14 protein-coding genes and 2 tRNA genes are annotated in these 17,782 nt (G+C 44.1%); 7 read left to right on the top strand and 9 right to left on the bottom strand.

Annotation, left to right across the window (positions count from 1 at the left end; translation table 11 throughout):
- Nucleotides 1-101 precede the first annotated feature (101 nt).
- The 4 genes from H0262_RS09765 to rsmH form a co-directional block, all read right to left on the bottom strand.
- Nucleotides 102-1,820 carry a UDP-N-acetylmuramoyl-L-alanyl-D-glutamate--2,6-diaminopimelate ligase gene (locus H0262_RS09765; RefSeq protein ID WP_181210627.1) on the bottom strand — a complete coding sequence of 573 codons (1,719 nt, stop codon included), beginning with the start codon at nt 1,818-1,820 and terminating at the stop codon, nt 102-104.
- A 70-nt stretch (nt 1,821-1,890) separates the two neighbouring features.
- The gene (locus H0262_RS09760; protein ID WP_149409702.1) at nt 1,891-3,978 is read right to left on the bottom strand and encodes a penicillin-binding protein 2; all 2,088 of its coding nucleotides are present in this window, start codon (nt 3,976-3,978) and stop codon (nt 1,891-1,893) included.
- Complete coding sequence (locus tag H0262_RS09755) at nt 3,975-4,487, bottom strand: cell division protein FtsL (protein ID WP_011514684.1); 513 nt, start codon at nt 4,485-4,487, stop codon at nt 3,975-3,977. The genes H0262_RS09760 and H0262_RS09755 overlap by 4 nt, the downstream gene beginning before the upstream one ends.
- 212 nt (nt 4,488-4,699) lie before the next feature.
- A complete protein-coding gene (rsmH, locus tag H0262_RS09750; RefSeq protein WP_310502989.1) occupies nt 4,700-5,851 on the bottom strand; it encodes a 16S rRNA (cytosine(1402)-N(4))-methyltransferase RsmH in 1,152 nt (383 codons plus the stop codon).
- A gap of 277 nt (nt 5,852-6,128) precedes the next feature.
- Between rsmH and gltX the strand changes: the two genes are divergently transcribed.
- The 5 genes from gltX (at nt 6,129) to H0262_RS09725 (ending at nt 9,467) form a co-directional block, all read left to right on the top strand.
- Entirely contained in the window at nt 6,129-7,658 is a 1,530-nt protein-coding gene (gltX, locus tag H0262_RS09745; protein ID WP_181210626.1) for a glutamate--tRNA ligase, read from the top strand.
- Nucleotides 7,659-7,803: 145 nt separating this feature from the next.
- Nucleotides 7,804-8,169, top strand: a complete 366-nt coding sequence (locus H0262_RS09740) for a hypothetical protein (protein ID WP_181210625.1) — start codon at nt 7,804-7,806, stop codon at nt 8,167-8,169.
- Between the two features lie 122 nt (nt 8,170-8,291).
- A tRNA-Ala gene (locus H0262_RS09735) sits at nt 8,292-8,367 on the top strand.
- Between the two features lie 146 nt (nt 8,368-8,513).
- Nucleotides 8,514-8,589 (top strand) — tRNA-Glu (locus H0262_RS09730).
- A 224-nt stretch (nt 8,590-8,813) separates the two neighbouring features.
- Entirely contained in the window at nt 8,814-9,467 is a 654-nt protein-coding gene (locus H0262_RS09725; protein WP_181210624.1) for a LysE family translocator, read from the top strand.
- An 88-nt stretch (nt 9,468-9,555) separates the two neighbouring features.
- Here H0262_RS09725 and acnA read toward each other — a convergent pair whose 3' ends face one another.
- Both acnA and H0262_RS09715 read right to left on the bottom strand, forming a co-directional pair.
- Nucleotides 9,556-12,363, bottom strand: a complete 2,808-nt coding sequence (gene acnA / locus H0262_RS09720) for an aconitate hydratase AcnA (protein ID WP_181210623.1) — start codon at nt 12,361-12,363, stop codon at nt 9,556-9,558.
- 411 nt (nt 12,364-12,774) lie between these two features.
- Nucleotides 12,775-13,785 (bottom strand): DUF3025 domain-containing protein, encoded by a 1,011-nt coding sequence (locus tag H0262_RS09715; RefSeq protein WP_181210622.1) that lies wholly within the window; start codon nt 13,783-13,785, stop codon nt 12,775-12,777.
- A 114-nt stretch (nt 13,786-13,899) separates the two neighbouring features.
- Between H0262_RS09715 and H0262_RS09710 the strand changes: the two genes are divergently transcribed.
- Nucleotides 13,900-14,616, top strand: a complete 717-nt coding sequence (locus H0262_RS09710; protein ID WP_181210621.1) for a metal-dependent hydrolase — start codon at nt 13,900-13,902, stop codon at nt 14,614-14,616.
- Between the two features lie 42 nt (nt 14,617-14,658).
- On the top strand, nt 14,659-15,222 hold the full coding sequence (locus tag H0262_RS09705) for a YchJ family protein (RefSeq protein ID WP_181210620.1): 564 nt from the start codon (nt 14,659-14,661) through the stop codon (nt 15,220-15,222).
- Nucleotides 15,223-15,245: 23 nt separating this feature from the next.
- Here the strand turns inward: H0262_RS09705 and H0262_RS09700 are convergent, their stop codons facing one another.
- The 3 genes from H0262_RS09700 to H0262_RS09690 are packed head-to-tail and all read right to left on the bottom strand — an operon-like array spanning nt 15,246 to nt 17,643.
- The gene (locus H0262_RS09700) at nt 15,246-16,169 is read right to left on the bottom strand and encodes a class II glutamine amidotransferase (protein WP_011514693.1); all 924 of its coding nucleotides are present in this window, start codon (nt 16,167-16,169) and stop codon (nt 15,246-15,248) included.
- Nucleotides 16,170-16,430 carry a hypothetical protein gene (locus H0262_RS09695; protein WP_011514694.1) on the bottom strand — a complete coding sequence of 87 codons (261 nt, stop codon included), beginning with the start codon at nt 16,428-16,430 and terminating at the stop codon, nt 16,170-16,172.
- A gap of 43 nt (nt 16,431-16,473) precedes the next feature.
- Entirely contained in the window at nt 16,474-17,643 is a 1,170-nt protein-coding gene (locus H0262_RS09690; RefSeq protein WP_181210619.1) for a homoserine kinase, read from the bottom strand.
- Nucleotides 17,644-17,782: the final 139 nt, after the last annotated feature.

The following is a 17,782-nucleotide window of genomic DNA, read 5'->3' as shown; positions in this document are numbered from 1 at the left end:
TTATATATGATGACTACTTATTTATTTTTTATAGTTAACGACTAATACTTTTTAAATAGCATGGAAAACTAACTGTAAGCGCTATTATTTATCTATAAATGCTATACACGCCCTGCTTGTTTTAAGGCATTTCGCAAAATAACACTGTCGTCAAAATCATAACGAACATGGTTAATTTCTTGATAGGTCTCATGACCCTTGCCCGCGATAACGACGATATCATCAGCCGCTGCTTGATTGACCGCATACTCAATCGCTGCTTGGCGCGCAGGCTCAATATGGGTACGCTGATATTGTTCAGTACTCATCCCTGCCTGCATATCTTGCAAAATCGCGTTGGGGTCTTCAGTACGTGGATTGTCTGCCGTTAACACGACTTTATCCGCGCCTGCCAATCCTGCTTGCGCCATCAAAGGACGTTTGCCCGCATCACGGTCACCACCGCAGCCAAACACTGCCCATAGCTGGCCTTTACAATGAGTTTTGAGACTGGCAAGCACCTGACTTAAGGCATCAGGGGTGTGAGCATAATCGACAATGAAACAACCATCATTCGATGGTACACGCTGCATACGCCCAACCGCACCTTGTAGCTGCGGGATAACGGTCGCAATGCTTTCAAGACTAATTCCTAAAGCTACAGCAGCTGCGATAGCAGCAAGTAAATTCGCCACGTTAAAACGTCCCAATAATGGGCTAACGATATCTAAATGATTCATTGTCCCATCGCCGAAATCTGTACGCAGGCTGATCTCTACACCTTGTAAACTTGGCGTGATGTTAGCGGCGACGAAGGTAGCTGTTTTTAGTGAATCTAAGCTGTATGTCCAAACTATTAATTGGCTAGCGTGTGCGGTGTCGAGCATAATCTGGGCATGCTCGTCATCGATATTGATAATAGCGTGGGTCAAATCCGGAAAATGGGCTTTATCAAATAGCTTGGCTTTAGCCGCCGCGTACTCTGCCATATCAGCATGATAATCTAAATGATCGCGACTCAGGTTGGTATAAATCGCCACCGACACTGGCATACCTTGCAGACGCTGCTGATCTAAACCATGTGAGCTGGCTTCCAATGCTAGTAGTTCAGCACCTTCTTTGCCCATTTGATATAAAAATTGCTGGACCGCTAAAGCATCTCCCGTGGTATGGCTGGCTTGCACCAAAGCGCCAAGCCGACCATTACCCGCCGTGCCCATGACTGCGCTACTCATACCGGTGAGCTGCGTCAATTGCGCCACCAATTGACTAATAGTGGTTTTGCCATTGGTGCCCGTCACGGCTATGACAGTTGGTAATGTCACGGGCTGCTGATACTGCAAACGTGCTTGAATCAAGCTGCCCAGAAAATCACGGATATGAGGTACATATAATACGGGGCAAGGCAAAGTATCTAATTGCTGTTGTGCGATAGATTTTGCATTATCAGTTTTAGTCAATTCGAGATTGGCATGAGGCGGGACATTAGCGGTGGCAAGCAAAGCAATAGGGTCGATTTCCGATAGGATAAAAGCCGCATTATTAGCGGCTTGATAAAGGTGGTCACGGCTTTTTTGGCAATTTGGCGTATGGCTTTTTAACAAGACGAACACGTCGTTGCTGGCTAGTTGACGGCTGTCTAAACAGAACTGCTGGAATGGAATATTGATCACCGCATCCAGTTGAACAGCGGTCATTTGATGCGATGACTCGCTAACAGCTGCGGTCATATTCGCTGTAAATACCTGCTGTAGACTATGTCTATCGTCGCTGCTACTAGCTGCAAGCAGCTGTTGCAAGGTAACTGTGATACTGCTTGGCGACGAGGTAGACAGGGTCATTGGCAAATCCTAAACGGTTAAAACACATCAAATAGTTAAGAGGTGGATATGAAAAAATTTACTTTTATATCTATTGAGCTTCGGTTTTGAGCGGCTTATCTAAGGGCACATTATATAAACGCAGTGCCTCTTTCATAACATTATGAAAAACAGGAGCCACGGTTAAACCAGCATAAATCTGACCACGCGGGTCTTCGATTAACATGACACCGACCAGTTTTGGATTAGAAGCTGGTGCCATACCCGCAAAGACATTACGATACTGGTCAGTATAGTAGCCACCTTTTGGATTGATACGGCGCGAGGTTCCTGTTTTACCAGCAACGCGGTAACCATCAATAGCCGCACCTTTAGCCGTACCGCCGTCTTCTGTGACACTTTCCATCATCTGTACGATGGCCATCGCTTGTTCATGCGCCATAATACGTTTGCTTGGTAGCGCTTTGTCATTTTTATTCAACGTTAGCGGATGCATGACGCCACCTGCCGCCAGCGCTGAATAAGCTTGCGCTATCTGTGCCAGCGTCACCTGTATACCATAGCCATAACTGACCGTTGCCCGTCTCGAAGTTTCTTTTTCTTCTGGTGTCACCACAAGCCCACTGCCTTCACCTGGGAATTGCAGTGGTGTTTTTGCCCCAAAGCCAAACTGTCTTTGCATATTGGTAATGCCGTCAGCCGGTAGAGACAAAGCAATCTTGGTCGAGGCGACGTTACTAGATTTCTGTAGTAGCGTTGCCATCGTGATCCGCCCTAGATTATTATGGTCACGAATCGTATAACCACGGACACGGATAGAGCCAGGATTGGTATCGATCAAAGTAGTGGCAGTGTATTTCCCTGAATCTAAAGCCGCAGCAACGGTGAATGGCTTCATGACTGAACCGGGTTCAAAGACATCAAGGAGCGCACGGTTACGCTGATTTTCACCCGTCATCTCATTTAGATTATTAGAGTTAAATGACGGCCATGTTGATAGCGCAAGTACTTCACCGGTTTGTACATCGACTACCATACCCGTCGACCAGCGCGCTTTTTGCAAACGCCCCGCCTTTTCTAACTCTTTATAAAGCAAATATTGCAAACGCGAATCAATGGTCAATGTCACATCTTTACCCGGCACTTCTGGTTCAACCTGTTTGATTTCTTTAAGACTGTTTTGTTTGGCATCTTTGAGCACCAAAACCTTACCATCATCACCCGCCAGCTCTTTCTCATACTGACGTTCGATACCAGCACGTCCTTCGTAACCACCTTCCGGATCGTTGGCATTTTGTCCCATGAAACCTAGTAGTTGCGAGTTAGGCTGTGGCTGCGGATAATAGCGCTGAAAAAAGTTTTTCTCATTAACACCAGGAAAATCAAGCGAGCTAACGCTTTCTGCAATCTCCGGCGTTACTTTATTTAATAGTGGTAAATAATGCGAGCCTGCACCCGATGGCAGCGCTGCTTTGACTGCCACTTCATCCGTTACATCAATAGTAGGGTCGATAGCTGTCACTCTTTTTAGCTCATCGGCTGAGATGTTGGCAGCCGCCGCAAGCGTCGTCAAATCCATATTATCCAAGCGCTTTTGCATACGTGCGATAAGCTGCGGACTTTCAGGATTGGTGATAATAATACGCTTAAGCTCGTAGTATTCACGGGCATAGTCATGCGGGCTAAAAGAGACTGTCGCAAGTGGTGCACTGACAGCCAATGGCAAATCGTTGCGATCCGTAATCATGCCACGATAGGATTTTTGCGTGCGTACACTGGTGATGAGCTCATTGCCTTTATCTTGATAAAACTGAGTATTGGCAATTTGAATATAGTAAGCACGACCGATAAGTGCCACCAAAATAAGCAGCGCTATACCCCAAATCAAACGGAAACGGTTCTTATCTTGTTCGACACCGCCGCGAGAGGAAGCACCAGATGCTTTTCCCAAAATTGATCTTTTGCTTTTTAGATTTTTGACACTGGTATAAGCACCCTGTTCTTCATTCTTTTTTAAGCGACCAAATAGCTTGGCTTTACGGCCATCATCTGATTTATTGTCAGGCTTGCTACTCGTTTGCCCAGATTTGGCCGCACTAGCACGGCGTAGTGGCTTAGTAACCTTGCCGCTGGCTGGTTTTTTGCTGGTCGCTTTAGCACTGGGTTTTTTATCGCTCATTGTCCTGCCTCCGCTAGGTCAGAATCGGTAGCAGCAGCCTTAACGGGTGCATCGCTCACAGCATCAGCTTCGAAAACATCAGAATCATTCGTCGTTAAAGTATCTGGAGTACTGGCATCAGGGTCCACGAGTGCAACTGCTGTCGCAGCACCTGGCTGGATAATCAGCTTATCTTTGAGTGTCGGTGAAAACATCCCAAGCTCAGCAACGGCACGACTGGCAATCTGCGGCGTCGCACTAAAGGTCTGCTGTTCAATAAGCAGACGCTGATGCTCAACTTGTAATTTTCGCTCTTGTTTTTTCATGTCTTGCAAGGTTTTATAATCCTGATGATATTGCTGAACACCTTCAGCCGTTTTGATGCCACTCCATACAATACCAGCCGCCAACAGTACCAATATAGCCACATAGATATTTGATATTTTAAATTTACGCACAAATAAGGCGCCAACATCGGTATTCGATGGCGTTGCGGCGCGGCGGTTTGCAGGTTTGTCGGATATTGCCATGACAATCTCAAAAAAGTGAACTTCAAAATATAAAAAGCGATAACCATTTACGAGTTATAAAACTCTTATAAGCCATCAGCACCATCAATACAAACAATACCAAGCAAAAAAGTAACTGCTGAGCCTAGCAGATAATGTTTACAGCTTTTTAACAGCCGCGTAATCATTAAAACATTCAGTCATATTTAAACCACATAATTTAATAATGGCATTCATGGATGAACATCGGCTACATAGTCAGCATCAGTACGTGTTGCCATGCGTAACCATGCACTACGCGAGCGTGGGTTATGACTTATCTCTGCTTTACTTGGACCGACGCGTTTTGGCTTACTAAAGTAACGTGGACGCTTGGGTGGCATCGGCAAATTCTCATCTTCTGGATATTGCCCTTTACTATGACGCTGCAAAAACTGCTTGATACGGCGATCTTCTAACGAGTGAAAACTAATCACTGCTAGCTGTCCGCCTACCTTTAATATCGGAATACTTTGCTCTAAAAAGTTATCGACATCACCAAGCTCGTTGTTAATAAAAATCCGCATCGCCTGAAAGCTCTGGGTCGCTGGATGCTTGCCGCGTTGCCAGTTTGGGTGCGCAACTTTTATCACTTCAGCCAATGCTAAAGTAGAATCGTAACTGTCCATCTGCTTAATGGCACGAGCGATACGGCGACTGTGACGCTCTTCGCCAAACTCATAAAGCACATTGGCCAAGGTTTCATCATCGACCGTCTCAAGCCACTCAGCAACCGACTGCCCGCGGCTGGTATCCATACGCATATCGACCGCGCCATCGCGCATAAAACTAAAACCACGACTGCCATCGTCAATTTGTGGTGATGAGATACCTAAGTCTGCCATTAAACCGTCAACTTGAGTGATTCCCATTGCAGCAAGACTGTCTGTTAACGTCGCAAAACTATCGTGCACCACTTTTACGCGACTGTCGCTATTTGCCAATTCACGAGCAACGCTAATGGCCGTTGGGTCTTTATCAAAAACAATCAAGGTTGCATCATCGGCAAGCTGGCTTAATAGCAAGCGACTATGGCCACCACGACCAAAGGTAGCATCGACATAGATACCGCTTGCTTGCAAGCTATCTTGACTTTCGTCGTCTGTCTGCTTCGGTAGCGCTTTGACACCCAATACTGCGGCGACCGCTTCTTGCAATAGCACCGCATCATGGACAAAACTCAATTCGTCAGACGTAGCTTGATCTTCACTAGACTCTTGTATAAGTTTTTGAGTAGAAGTGCTTTCTTCAGAAAACAGACTCGCCGCTGACATAGAATGATCAGGGTCAGAAGGATTGTAATTAGCATTTGGCGTATTTTTTGGCTTACTATTCGATATGGACACAAACAACTCAATAGATGATGGTCAAATTGACCAGTAATAGTAAAAAATCAGATGAAAATAAACAAGTTATGGCTTACCTAACATTATTATCGCAAGGATACACGGGTAGTCAAGCGCTAGAAGGGCATTTCGTTAAAAATATCCCATCTCTCTGTTATACTAGCGCTATATTTTACGCTATTTTTCAACGTTGACTGCCATTCTTTCGTCCATATTTTCACTTTTCACTACTACTTTTGACTGTCCCATTCATTAACAACAACATTCTGAGATTTTTATGATGCAACCATCTACTTCTACTAACACTATGCGCCCTGTCCGTACCCGTATTGCCCCTTCGCCTACTGGCTTCCCGCACGTTGGCACTGCTTATATCGCACTGTTTAACTTGGCCTTTGCCAAAGCTCATGGCGGCGAATTTATTTTGCGTATCGAAGACACCGACCAAACGCGCTCGACAGAGCAATCTGAAAAAATGATTTTAGATGCACTGCGTTGGGTCGGTCTGGACTGGGCGGAAGGTCCAGATATCGGCGGTCCGCACGCGCCTTATCGTCAGAGCGAGCGTAGTGATATTTACAAAAAGCATGCAGAGCAGCTGATAGAAAACGATCATGCGTTTCGCTGCTTTTGTAGCAGTGAAGAATTAGATATTATGCGCGCTGAGCAAATGGCCAATGGTGAAACGCCGCGTTACGACGGTCGCTGTGCCCATTTAGCACCAGAGAAAACTGCGCAATTGGTTGCTGAGGGCAAACCAAACGTCATTCGTATGCGTGTGCCAACCGAAGGCGTCTGTCAGGTACAAGATATGCTGCGCGGTACGGTCGAGATTCCTTGGACGCAAGTGGACATGCAAGTGCTGCTAAAAACCGACGGCATGCCGACTTATCATTTAGCCAACGTTGTCGATGACCACTTGATGGACATCAGCCATGTGCTGCGTGGTGAAGAGTGGCTCAACTCTGCGCCGAAACATCAGCTGCTTTATGAGTATTTTGGATGGGAGATGCCCGTACTTTGCCATATGCCATTACTGCGTAACCCAGACAAATCAAAACTGTCTAAGCGTAAAAACCCAACCTCTATCACGTATTATCGTGATGCCGGCGTGCTACCTGAAGCCTTGCTAAATTACCTTGGTCGTATGGGCTACTCAATGCCTGACGAAGCTGAGAAATTTACGTTAGAGGAAATGATTGCCAGCTTTGATATTCAGCGTGTGTCACTTGGCGGCCCTATTTTCGATATCGAAAAGCTCAACTGGCTTAATGCCGAATGGCTACGGGCGCTAACGCCAGAAGAACTCAAAAACAAAATCCTCGACTGGGCAAGTAACAGCGATAAATTAACCGCTATCGCAGCAGCGATTCAGCCGCGTATTGAGCTGTTATCTGATGCAGTTAATTGGGGTGGCTTTTATTTCCAGAACTTACCTAATATCAATGCTGAGAGCTTTACCCATAAATCACTCTCGGCTGAACAAATTACTGAGATGCTGCAATTAGCGCTTTGGCAGCTAGAAGTCTTGCCAACGTGGTCAGAAGAAAATATCTACGCCACGCTTAAGGGTCTTGCGGCTCACCTTGACATTAAGATGCGCGACTTTATGGCGCCGTTCTTTATCGCTATCGCTGGTAGCACCTCATCGACGCCAGTCATGAATTCTATGGCGATTATCGGCGCTGACATGACCCTAACACGCTTGCGCCATGCGGTTGACGTACTTGGCGGTTTGGGTAAAAAGAAGCTTAAAAAACTAGAGAAACAAGCAGCAGAGTTGCCAGATTTTTTAGTAGCAGAATAGTTGTTTGTTAATAATATTGTTGATTCATGATGCTATTAGTGGATAAAAAAGAGGGGTCAGGCTAATACTGACCCCTTTTTACGTGGATATCAGCATTTGCATACGAATACTGATTCTTTATTTAATACTTAAATTGGAAATAAAAATGGCAGCCAAGACCGTCACGATAGAAAGTAAAGATTATGCCTTTAACACGTTAAAAGAAGCGCAGAAATACTATGATGCCATCATAAAAGAGCTATACGATACCAAGCTAATCCTCACGACCGGTCAAGACTTTGATGACTTAAAGTGGATATATGCCTCTTATTGCAGTTATATCAATCATAATGTCGATCGATTGAAAGAATCTGACATTATTGGTTTTAAAGGTATCAGCACAGTACAACTAAAAGGTGGGCAATATATCCCCACAGAATGCGGTGCAGTTATTTTTTCAGATGGTACTGAAGAAGAATTCTTTACCGATAAAGCCATTAAAGAGATAGCCAGTCAGCAAAACCCACGCTAAATTGGGCTGAGTAAGTTAATAAAATAGCTTTGAACACTTTTTTTTGCATATTTATGCATTATTTTTAAAATAGCAGTTGACAAGACTGCTGGTCTTACATAAAATACGCACACTCTTAGCGAGGGGCTATAGCTCAGTTGGTAGAGCACTTGCATGGCATGCAAGGGGTCAACGGTTCGACTCCGTTTAGCTCCACCATACTATTTATTGCAAAGCTCAGTTTACTGAAACTTTAATGTAAATACTCGCTAGTAGGACGATATCAGCACCTAGGCAATACTTATTTATTAAGTTATCTGATATTGTGAAGTACCGTTGTAACCACTGGTTATAACACTCTATGCGTCCCCATCGTCTAGAGGCCTAGGACACCGCCCTTTCACGGCGGTAACGGGGGTTCGAATCCCCCTGGGGACGCCACTATACGGCGTCACTTATTAGCACTTTTGCTTAGCATCAGATTAGACTAATAAGCGAACAATAAAAAAGCCCAGTCATCATACGGTGACTGGGCTTTTTTATGTCTGTCATTTCTGAAAAATGTTAGCAAGGCTATATATACCATTAGGAATATTGATAGAATGCAATGTAAAGGCGCTCTATAAAATGTTGAGCTGAATTGCTATCACAAGGATGTATTGGCTATGTTTGGTATTGAAAATTATCTGGGATTTATTCTTGCTGCTATTTTATTAAATATAACACCCGGAACAGATAGCATGTATATCATTACTCGTAGTATGTCACAAGGACAAACTGCAGGATTCTACTCTGTCTTCGGTATTATCTCTGGTATTTTAGTACATACTTTGCTGGCTGCGCTCGGATTGTCCGTCCTATTAGCCAATTCACCATTTGCATTTACGCTAGTGAAATATATTGGCGCAAGCTACTTATGCTATCTAGGCTTTAAAATGCTGACTAGCAAACCAGTACCTTTACTTGCCAGTAATTTACCCATTGAGGAAAAAGTAGCGTCTACTCGACCGTTAGATAGGTGGCAGATATATAAGCAAGGGGTCATAACTAATACCTTTAATCCAAAAGTAGCATTATTTTTCTTGGCATTCTTCCCACAGTTTATTGACTCGAGTTACGGTAATAGCATGTTGTCTTTTTTAGGTCTTGGGCTAACTTTTGCTACGACCGGTTTTATGTGGTTCTCGTGCTTGGCATTGTTGGCGTCAAAATTCAGTGAAAATCTGCGTAAGAACCCTACTATTGAAGTAATTTTAAATAGAATAAGCGGTGTGATATTTATCGGCATGGGAGTCAAGCTGCTGACTGAGAAAGGTTGAGCGATAAAATTACCTAAGCACGATAATATTGCATAAAAGAGCCCAATCATATGATTGGGCTCTTTGTTATATTAAGTCTAACTTACCATTACGCAGCGTCTTTACTCTCAGCAGCCAGTTGACGTAGCACATAGTGCAATACACCGCCATGACGCACGTATTCACGCTCTTTTGGCGTCTGTAACATGACATTGACATCAAAGCTCTCAGACGAACCATCGGCACGCGTAGCCGTGACTTTGGCGGTCTTGCTCTCACCATTATCTAGACCTGTGATACTAAGCACTTCAGAGCCGTCTAAGTTATAGGTCGCTGCATTTTCACCATCTTTAAAGGTCAATGGCAAGACACCCATACCGACTAGGTTTGAGCGGTGAATACGCTCAAACGAGCTGGTCAATACCGCTTTTACACCGAGTAGGATCGTTCCCTTCGCTGCCCAGTCACGGCTAGAGCCAGAACCATATTCTGCACCGCCAAGTACCACGAGCGGACGCTTGTCTTCTTTATACTTCATCGCCGCATCATAGATAGCCATTTCTTGACCATCTTGTAGCGTGGCACTATCACCATTGAAGTAATAGGTATAACCGCCCTCTTTGCCCGCCATCATGGCGTTTTTGATACGAATATTGGCAAAGGTACCACGAGTCATGACTGCATCATTGCCACGGCGTGAACCATAACTGTTGAAGTCAGCTTCCATCACACCACGCCTTTGCAAGTACTTGCCCGCAGGAGAATCAGCATCGATATTACCAGCAGGTGAGATATGATCGGTGGTGATTGAATCACCGAACAACCCTAAGATACGCGCGCCTTCGATATCAGGGATACCTTCTGGCTCCATGGTCATGCCATCAAAGAACGGTGGGTTCTTAATGTACGTAGACTCTTCGCTCCATGGATACAGCTGGCTATCGGCTGAGCTAATCGCGTTCCATGCTGCACTACCGTCAAACACTTCGCCATAGTTTTTACGGAACATATCCGCGTCGATATTATTGGCAATTAGCTCGTTAATTTCTTCTGACGTTGGCCAGATGTCTTTTAGGAATACATCATTGCCTTCTTGGTCTTGTCCTAGCGGATGCGTGGTCAAGTCAATATCAACCGTACCTGCTAGGGCATAAGCAACAACCAATGGCGGTGACGCCAAGTAGCTGGCTTTTACATGTGAGTGAATGCGACCTTCAAAGTTACGGTTACCTGATAGTACAGCAGCGGCAACCAAATCACCTTCTTCGATAGCCCCTTCAATCGCCCCTAATAACGGACCTGAGTTACCGATACAAGTGGTACAGCCATAACCAACTAGGTAGAAGCCTATTTTCTCTAGCTCATCCATCAATTCGGCTTTTTCAAGGTAATCAGTTACTACTTTTGACCCTGGAGCCAGTGAAGTTTTAACCCATGGTTTAGCCGTTAGACCTTTTGCAGCGGCTTTTTTCGCCACCAAACCTGCGCCAATCATCACTGCTGGGTTTGAGGTATTGGTACAAGAAGTAATCGCCGCGATAACGACAGAACCATCACGCAATCTATACTCTTCGTCTTCGATTTTGACCGTGCAATAAGTACTGCCTTCAGCGCAAAAAGGATTGGGTTTTGCCGCGAGCGTTTTTGCTTGCTCTTGCTTACCGCCTTCTTCATCGAAGCGAACCTTGGCTTCAACTTCTTTCTTACGGTCTTTGGTCATCGCCGTCAAGGTTTCGCCAAATTTTTCATGCATATCAGATAGATTAATACGCTGTTGTGGCAAGTTTGGACCGGCAAGTGCTGGCTGAACGGATGATAAATCCAGCTCCAACTTACTTGAGTAGGTCGCTGCTGGAGTATCTGCATCATGCCATAAGCCTTGTGCCTTGGCATATTTTTCAACCAACTCGATTTGTGCTTCATCACGACCTGATAGACGTAGATAATCAATCGCCATTTGGTCAATCGGGAAAATACCGCAGGTTGCACCATATTCTGGTGACATATTGGCAATGGTGGCACGATCTGCAAGTGGCATACTATGTAAGCCTTCGCCATAAAATTCGACGAACTTACCAACCACGCCATGCGCACGCAGCATTTCAACCACACGTAACACTAAATCTGTTGCAGTAACGCCTTCGGTTAACTTACCTTTTAGCTCAAAACCAACCACTTGTGGGATGAGCATTGATGATGGCTGACCGAGCATTGCCGCTTCCGCTTCAATACCGCCCACGCCCCAACCAAGTACACCAATACCATTAATCATAGTAGTATGACTGTCAGTACCAAATACCGTATCAGGATAAGCGGTCAGCTCACCGTCGACATCAGCAGCCATTACCACACGGGCCAAGTACTCTAAGTTAACCTGATGCACAATACCTGTGGCTGGTGGCACGACAACGAAGTTTTTAAAGGCATTCTTGCCCCAATGCAGAAATTCATAGCGCTCATTATTACGCTTGAACTCAATCTTTTCGTTAAGATCTATGGCATCTTCGCGGCCATAAGCATCAACTTGTACTGAGTGATCGACGACCAATTCACTTGGGATAAACGGGTTAATTTGCTCAGCTTTACCGCCAAGCTCAACGACGGCATCGCGCATCGCTGCCAAATCGACTACCGATGGCACACCAGTAAAATCCTGCAGGACAACACGGGCTGGCATAAAGGCTATTTCTTTTGACGCTTCTGCGCCTGCATCCCAATTGGCGACCGCTTCGATGTGATTTTTGCCAACAGACTGCCCGTCATCTTCATTACGCAATAAGTTTTCTAAAACGACTTTCATGCAAAATGGTAACTTGCTGATGTTTTCGTAAGTCTCGGTTAACTTGGGCAGACTGTAATAGGTATGGTCCTTGCTATCGACCGTAATGGTGTCTTTTACATTAAAAATATCACTCATGGTAGCTTCCTTATCGTTGTTATAGATCCTGAACATAAATGACTCTTGAACTAATATGACTATCAATCAATAAGCATTTATGCTGATAATTGGTGGCTAAATAATAGTGCTTAAATTTTTACTAAATGAATTTAATGGCTAACTTTAGTAGCTGTTATTAACAACTCAAATGAATGACTCATAAGAGTTGCTAAGAAAAATAGACCGCTGTATTTTTATACTAACAAAATCTTAGGTAACAAAAGACATAAGCATATCTTTAGTATTTAACAGTAACGTCCTTTTACCATAACAAATAACCCGAGCTTTGTTAACGTCTAGACGTAGTCAAATCGTGGCACAATCGTAAACGTAACAATGCTTTAGCGGTTAAGCATTAACGGTTAACTCGTAAGGTATTCCCTTATCTTTTTATTTTTGACGGCGACCACTGCGAAACACTTGGCTATCATCATAAAAGTTAGGCTTGGCATTTTCAGCCCAAAAATGCGGCACACCCAAAATAGGCAATGGAGACAGTTTGCGCGGTGTCACATCCGGTTGTGATAATAATGCCTCCATATAATCAGCTACTTTCTGATCCAAATGACTAATACGCTCAGATAGCGATAAGACAAAAAAATCTGGCGTCACATAAATAACAATACTATGGGCGCATAATGCTTTACGTGGTTGTAGCAGTTTTTCTATTAAGGCATGACCAAAAATATAAACTGCAGCTTGAGAGGCGCTATTTAGCGCTTTTGGTTTATCCCACTGCTCACGCGGTTCTACCAAACTTTTTTGCCAGTCAAAATCCACTAGTGCCTCACCAATACTAGGCTCTGCTGTCACTAAAATCGCGCCGTTCTCATCAAATACGGTAATGGTATCGCGGACACGCCCGCGACTGGCACCAATACCTTGTTGTTCGATTTCAAGCATATGATAATAATTCAGCAAGGCTTTAGTTTTGGGAAAAGTGAGCCAAATACTGCCATTAAATAAGTCATGCAAATTATCCCGTGTCGGAATATTACCAGTCGTACCGATAAAACTCTCGTACGCTTCGCCTTCTGGCAGCGCATTTTGTGAGACAAATCGTAAGGTGTGGGATTGATTGTTTAGTGCAGGTTTGGTTTGCGGTAATGACTGAAGTAGGTCATCAGCCTGTTGCTGCAACGCTGTATTTAAAACCTTGGCGATAATATCAGGTGAGTTTTCAATTTTATCTGTCTGAGCAGGGTCGTTCTTTAAGCCACTTAGCTGAGTAATGGCGTGACTTATATAATCTAACTGATTTAAGTGACACAGCCATGGCGCTTGCCAGTCAATAACAACAAAGCTGTCATCAAGCTGACTATCGCATGTAGACGGGTTATTAATAGATGCATTAGAAGCAGCATTTCGATAGGGCTTAGCGGGTAAATCAGTAGCGGTCATATTGACTATCTCTATTAGACGACTGGCGTGGCTATGGTATCATGGAGCGCTTTTTTACGGCTAGACGAGCCGCTCGAAATGACGTTTTCGTGCGCTACTTATTGATGAGTTTTTATGGCAAATTTTAACACCCACTTAAATGTCGCATTCATGGTCAGTGGTACGATGAGTCTAACGGTTTATAAAGCTGGATTGATTGATGATTCAGGTTTTTTGATGTGTGTGGCGCTCGGTACCATCGGTGGGTTGCTCCCTGACTTAGATTCAGATAACTCGACGCCGATTAAACTTGGCTTTAATATTACCTCGTTTATTTTTGCCTTTGGTCTGGTGATGCATTGGCGTAGTGAGCTGAGTTTACTGGCGTTGATAGCGTTATGGTTGGCCGGCTACGGCTTTATGCGTTATGTGGTATTTTCGATTTTTACCAATATGACCGTGCATCGTGGTGTCATTCACTCGGTGCCCTATATGGCGATAATGGGGCTTGGAATGACCTATATTAGCTATGATATTTTAAACTTACCGTTGACGGTTAGCTGGTTTTACGGCTTGTTTTTATTCGGCGGTGCGATAGTGCATTTGGCATTGGATGAGCTATATAGTGTGAATTTATCCAATATGAAAATGAAGCGCTCATCGGGTACGGCGATGAAGTTCTATCAGCATAAAGATAAATGGTGGTATCTGCTACTGTACGTCATCCTTGCGCTCCTGCTATATTTTGCGCCACCGTTTGATGGTTTTTGGCAGCAGCTACTTGACCCCGCACCTTGGGCAAAGCTTAAAATCGGTCTATGGCCAGAATTGATAAAAAACTGGCTAAATTAAAACTTATGAAACTATCAAAACGAATAATAACTTGAGTAAATAATGTCAATTTCTCTACAGACCTGCCCTTGCCAAATTAACCCGTCATCGGATGACATTAGCGCGCCGCTACTTTATCAAGATTGCTGCCAGCCTTACCATAACAGTTTATTGAGCGAAGAAACTGATAAAGCTGACGGCATAAAAGCAGAAACTGCTGAGCGATTAATGCGCACGCGCTATAGTGCGTTTGTGTTGGTCAAGCCAAACTATATCGCCAAGACCACGCTACCAGCGCAGCAAAATTTACTAGATGTTCAGGCGATTGAGAGTTGGGCAAAGGAGACGGATTGGGCAGGATTAGAAATCATTACGCATACGCCAAAGCTAGCTAAACGTCATGCGCAAGTTGAGTTTAAGGCTTACTTTAATGTCTCTGATAATGAAGATGATGGCTTGCAGGCGCATCATGAATTGTCTGCCTTTGTAAAAGTAACAGACAAGGCGAACAACGATGCGCGTTGGTACTTCCTCGACCCAACAGTAGAAATGACTGTCACCCAAAAACAGCCGTGTATTTGTGGGTCAGGAGAAAAGTTTAAGCGGTGTTGTGGAATGTATATTTAATTAACATCCACTATTCACCACTCCTAAACACTCGCCCCAACTGCCCGTGCTACCGCAACGCCTTCCTCAATCGTCAAAAACTTGCGCTGGCTTGGGCTGTCTTTATAAATGACATCCCCATCTTGAAATATTAAGCACTCATTAACTGCCAGCTGCTGCCATTTTTCATTTTCAGTCAATGGCACAGTCACTAAGATAGTCACTTTATCTTTATCAGTGGTTACATCACCAAAGTTAATCGCCAAATCATCATCTGCTAATTTTGCTTCACCAAATGGTGCTTTGCGCGTGAGATAAAACAGTAAACTGCCTGCATAAGCCAATTGCCATTGACCATTCGATATTAAGCAATTAAACAAACCGTTAGCGGATAAATAACGACATTGAGTCGTCAAAAAGTTAAACAGCGTTTTGTCATCCGGACGAGTTTTAAAGCTACTTTTCAGCCGATTGACCAGATAACAGAATGCCATTTCAGAATCAGTTGTGCCGACTGGTTGGCAATGTGAGGCATTACCATTGTCTTGCAGGCGCTGGCAGCGTTTAATAAATTCGCTATTCATCTGTCCATTATGCGCAAATACCCACTGCTCGCCCCAGACTTCACGGACAAAAGGATGGGTATTGGCCAAGCAATTCTGTCCTTGGGTCGCCTTACGGATATGGGCAATGACGTTCATCGCTTTAATCGGATAATTATTAACCAAATCAGCAACGGGCGATAAATGGCTTGGGCGATTGTCATGGAATAAACGTAGACCAGTCGAGGCATTGTCCGACTTTTCACTATTAGAGCTGTCACTATTAGTGCATTCGCTACGCTCAAAAAATGCAATACCAAAACCATCCTCATGACTGTCTGTCATGCCGCCGCGACGACGGAAGCCTGCAAAGCTAAAACCAATATCGGTTGGTGTATTACAGTTCATACCTAAAAGTTGACACATTTATAGAGTACCGCCGTTATCGTCGTCTGTTTCAGGCAAGCTTGCCGCATCCTTATCAATACTATCCAAAATGCGTTTAGCATGCACCAAATCGGTATCTTGTACCCAAAGCACAATCCCAGAATTCATACCAGGCATCGCACTCAGCGGTTGTAGAGAAACAGTAATATCATTATTACGCAGCAAATTGGCATGTAACTCACCTTGGATATTGGTATCGTAGCGTGCCAGTTTGTGCCAGTTATCAACTTGATCGGTCATGAGGTCGCCTTTATATGTTTGATACAGGAATGCTCAAAAAAAATTATACTAATTGATCGAGCGTATATTCTTTAATAATAAAATCGCTGCTATTACCTAAACTATCACATGTTTGCTCAGCTTGCGTAATACTGCTAAACACACCGGCTATCGGCTTTTCGATCTTATTATTAATAGCTAGCAGTACAAATACCGTATTTTGTGCTTTTTCAACATGTGACCAATGATAAGCGGCTAGACGCTTCATCAAGTCAGGGTTTTTGACCATGATGTTATCACCGGTACGTCCTTCGGTACGGTTGTAATGGATAACGTTTAAACGTAGCAGCCAAAAAATCACCGCGGCTTTTGCGAGCATCACTGGTAAGGCACGCTTTTCATCTTCACCGAGCATGCGTTTCGACTCATAGCCTTGCAAAAAAGCCGCCATTTTACTGCGGTCAAAGTTTACCGACTCGCCTTGTTCAGCCATACCCCAAGTAGTACAAAAGTCATTAATAGTAATGGCAATATCCATCACATAATGTTCAACGCTGACTTCGGTGAAATCTAATAACCCAGTCAGACGCGCTTCACCTTTTTGACTGTTATTTAAAGATAAGTTCCATAAAGTATTATCAGCAAACATGTCTAAATGACATAAGCCTTTTGGCAAAGTGGCAAGTGGCAAGTCCGTATAAGATTGCCAAATATCACTCATCAATTTGGCTTCGTCGCTTGGCATAAACTGCTTTTCACGGTCGCGTACCTCGCTCCATGGATACAAAGGCACGCCATATTCTTCCGCAGGCTGTAGCTGTTGTAGCGTTTCATGCAATACTGCCAAAGATGCGCCAATTTCATGACACATGGCTTGCGTCGTCTGCTGTGGATGCGAACCTGCTAGGCATGGCACTAAGGTAATCGCTTTATTGTCATAGCGTATGACATAGCATTTTTCTGCACTATCAACGAGTGATAACGGCGCCGCTACCGGCAATTTACCATCTAATTGGTTTAAGATAACCGCCATTTTTTCGATATCTTCTGGTGGACGCTCTTCAAACAAGGTAAACACATAAGAATGTGCACCATCTACATCATCAGTCGTCTGAATAAACCAGTTAGAGTTTTTGATACCTTGGGTAATCGGAATGGCACGCGCGAATGACACGCCAAAACGTTGGCAAAAGGTAGCAAATTGGTCATCGGTTAACTGGGTATAGACGGACATGACATCTCACTTATGGCAATTAAATAAAGGTAAATAGAATAAATATAGACGGTGATGGCGACGATTGCACCGCTTATAGATAAACTTTGGCAAAAAGCACATTAATCTTGCGAAAACCTGCCTGAGATGGCAGTGATTT

Source organism: Psychrobacter sp. D2 (assembly GCF_013608135.1).
Lineage (GTDB): Bacteria > Pseudomonadota > Gammaproteobacteria > Pseudomonadales > Moraxellaceae > Psychrobacter > Psychrobacter cryohalolentis.
This window is presented reverse-complemented; position numbering and strand designations above follow the sequence as displayed.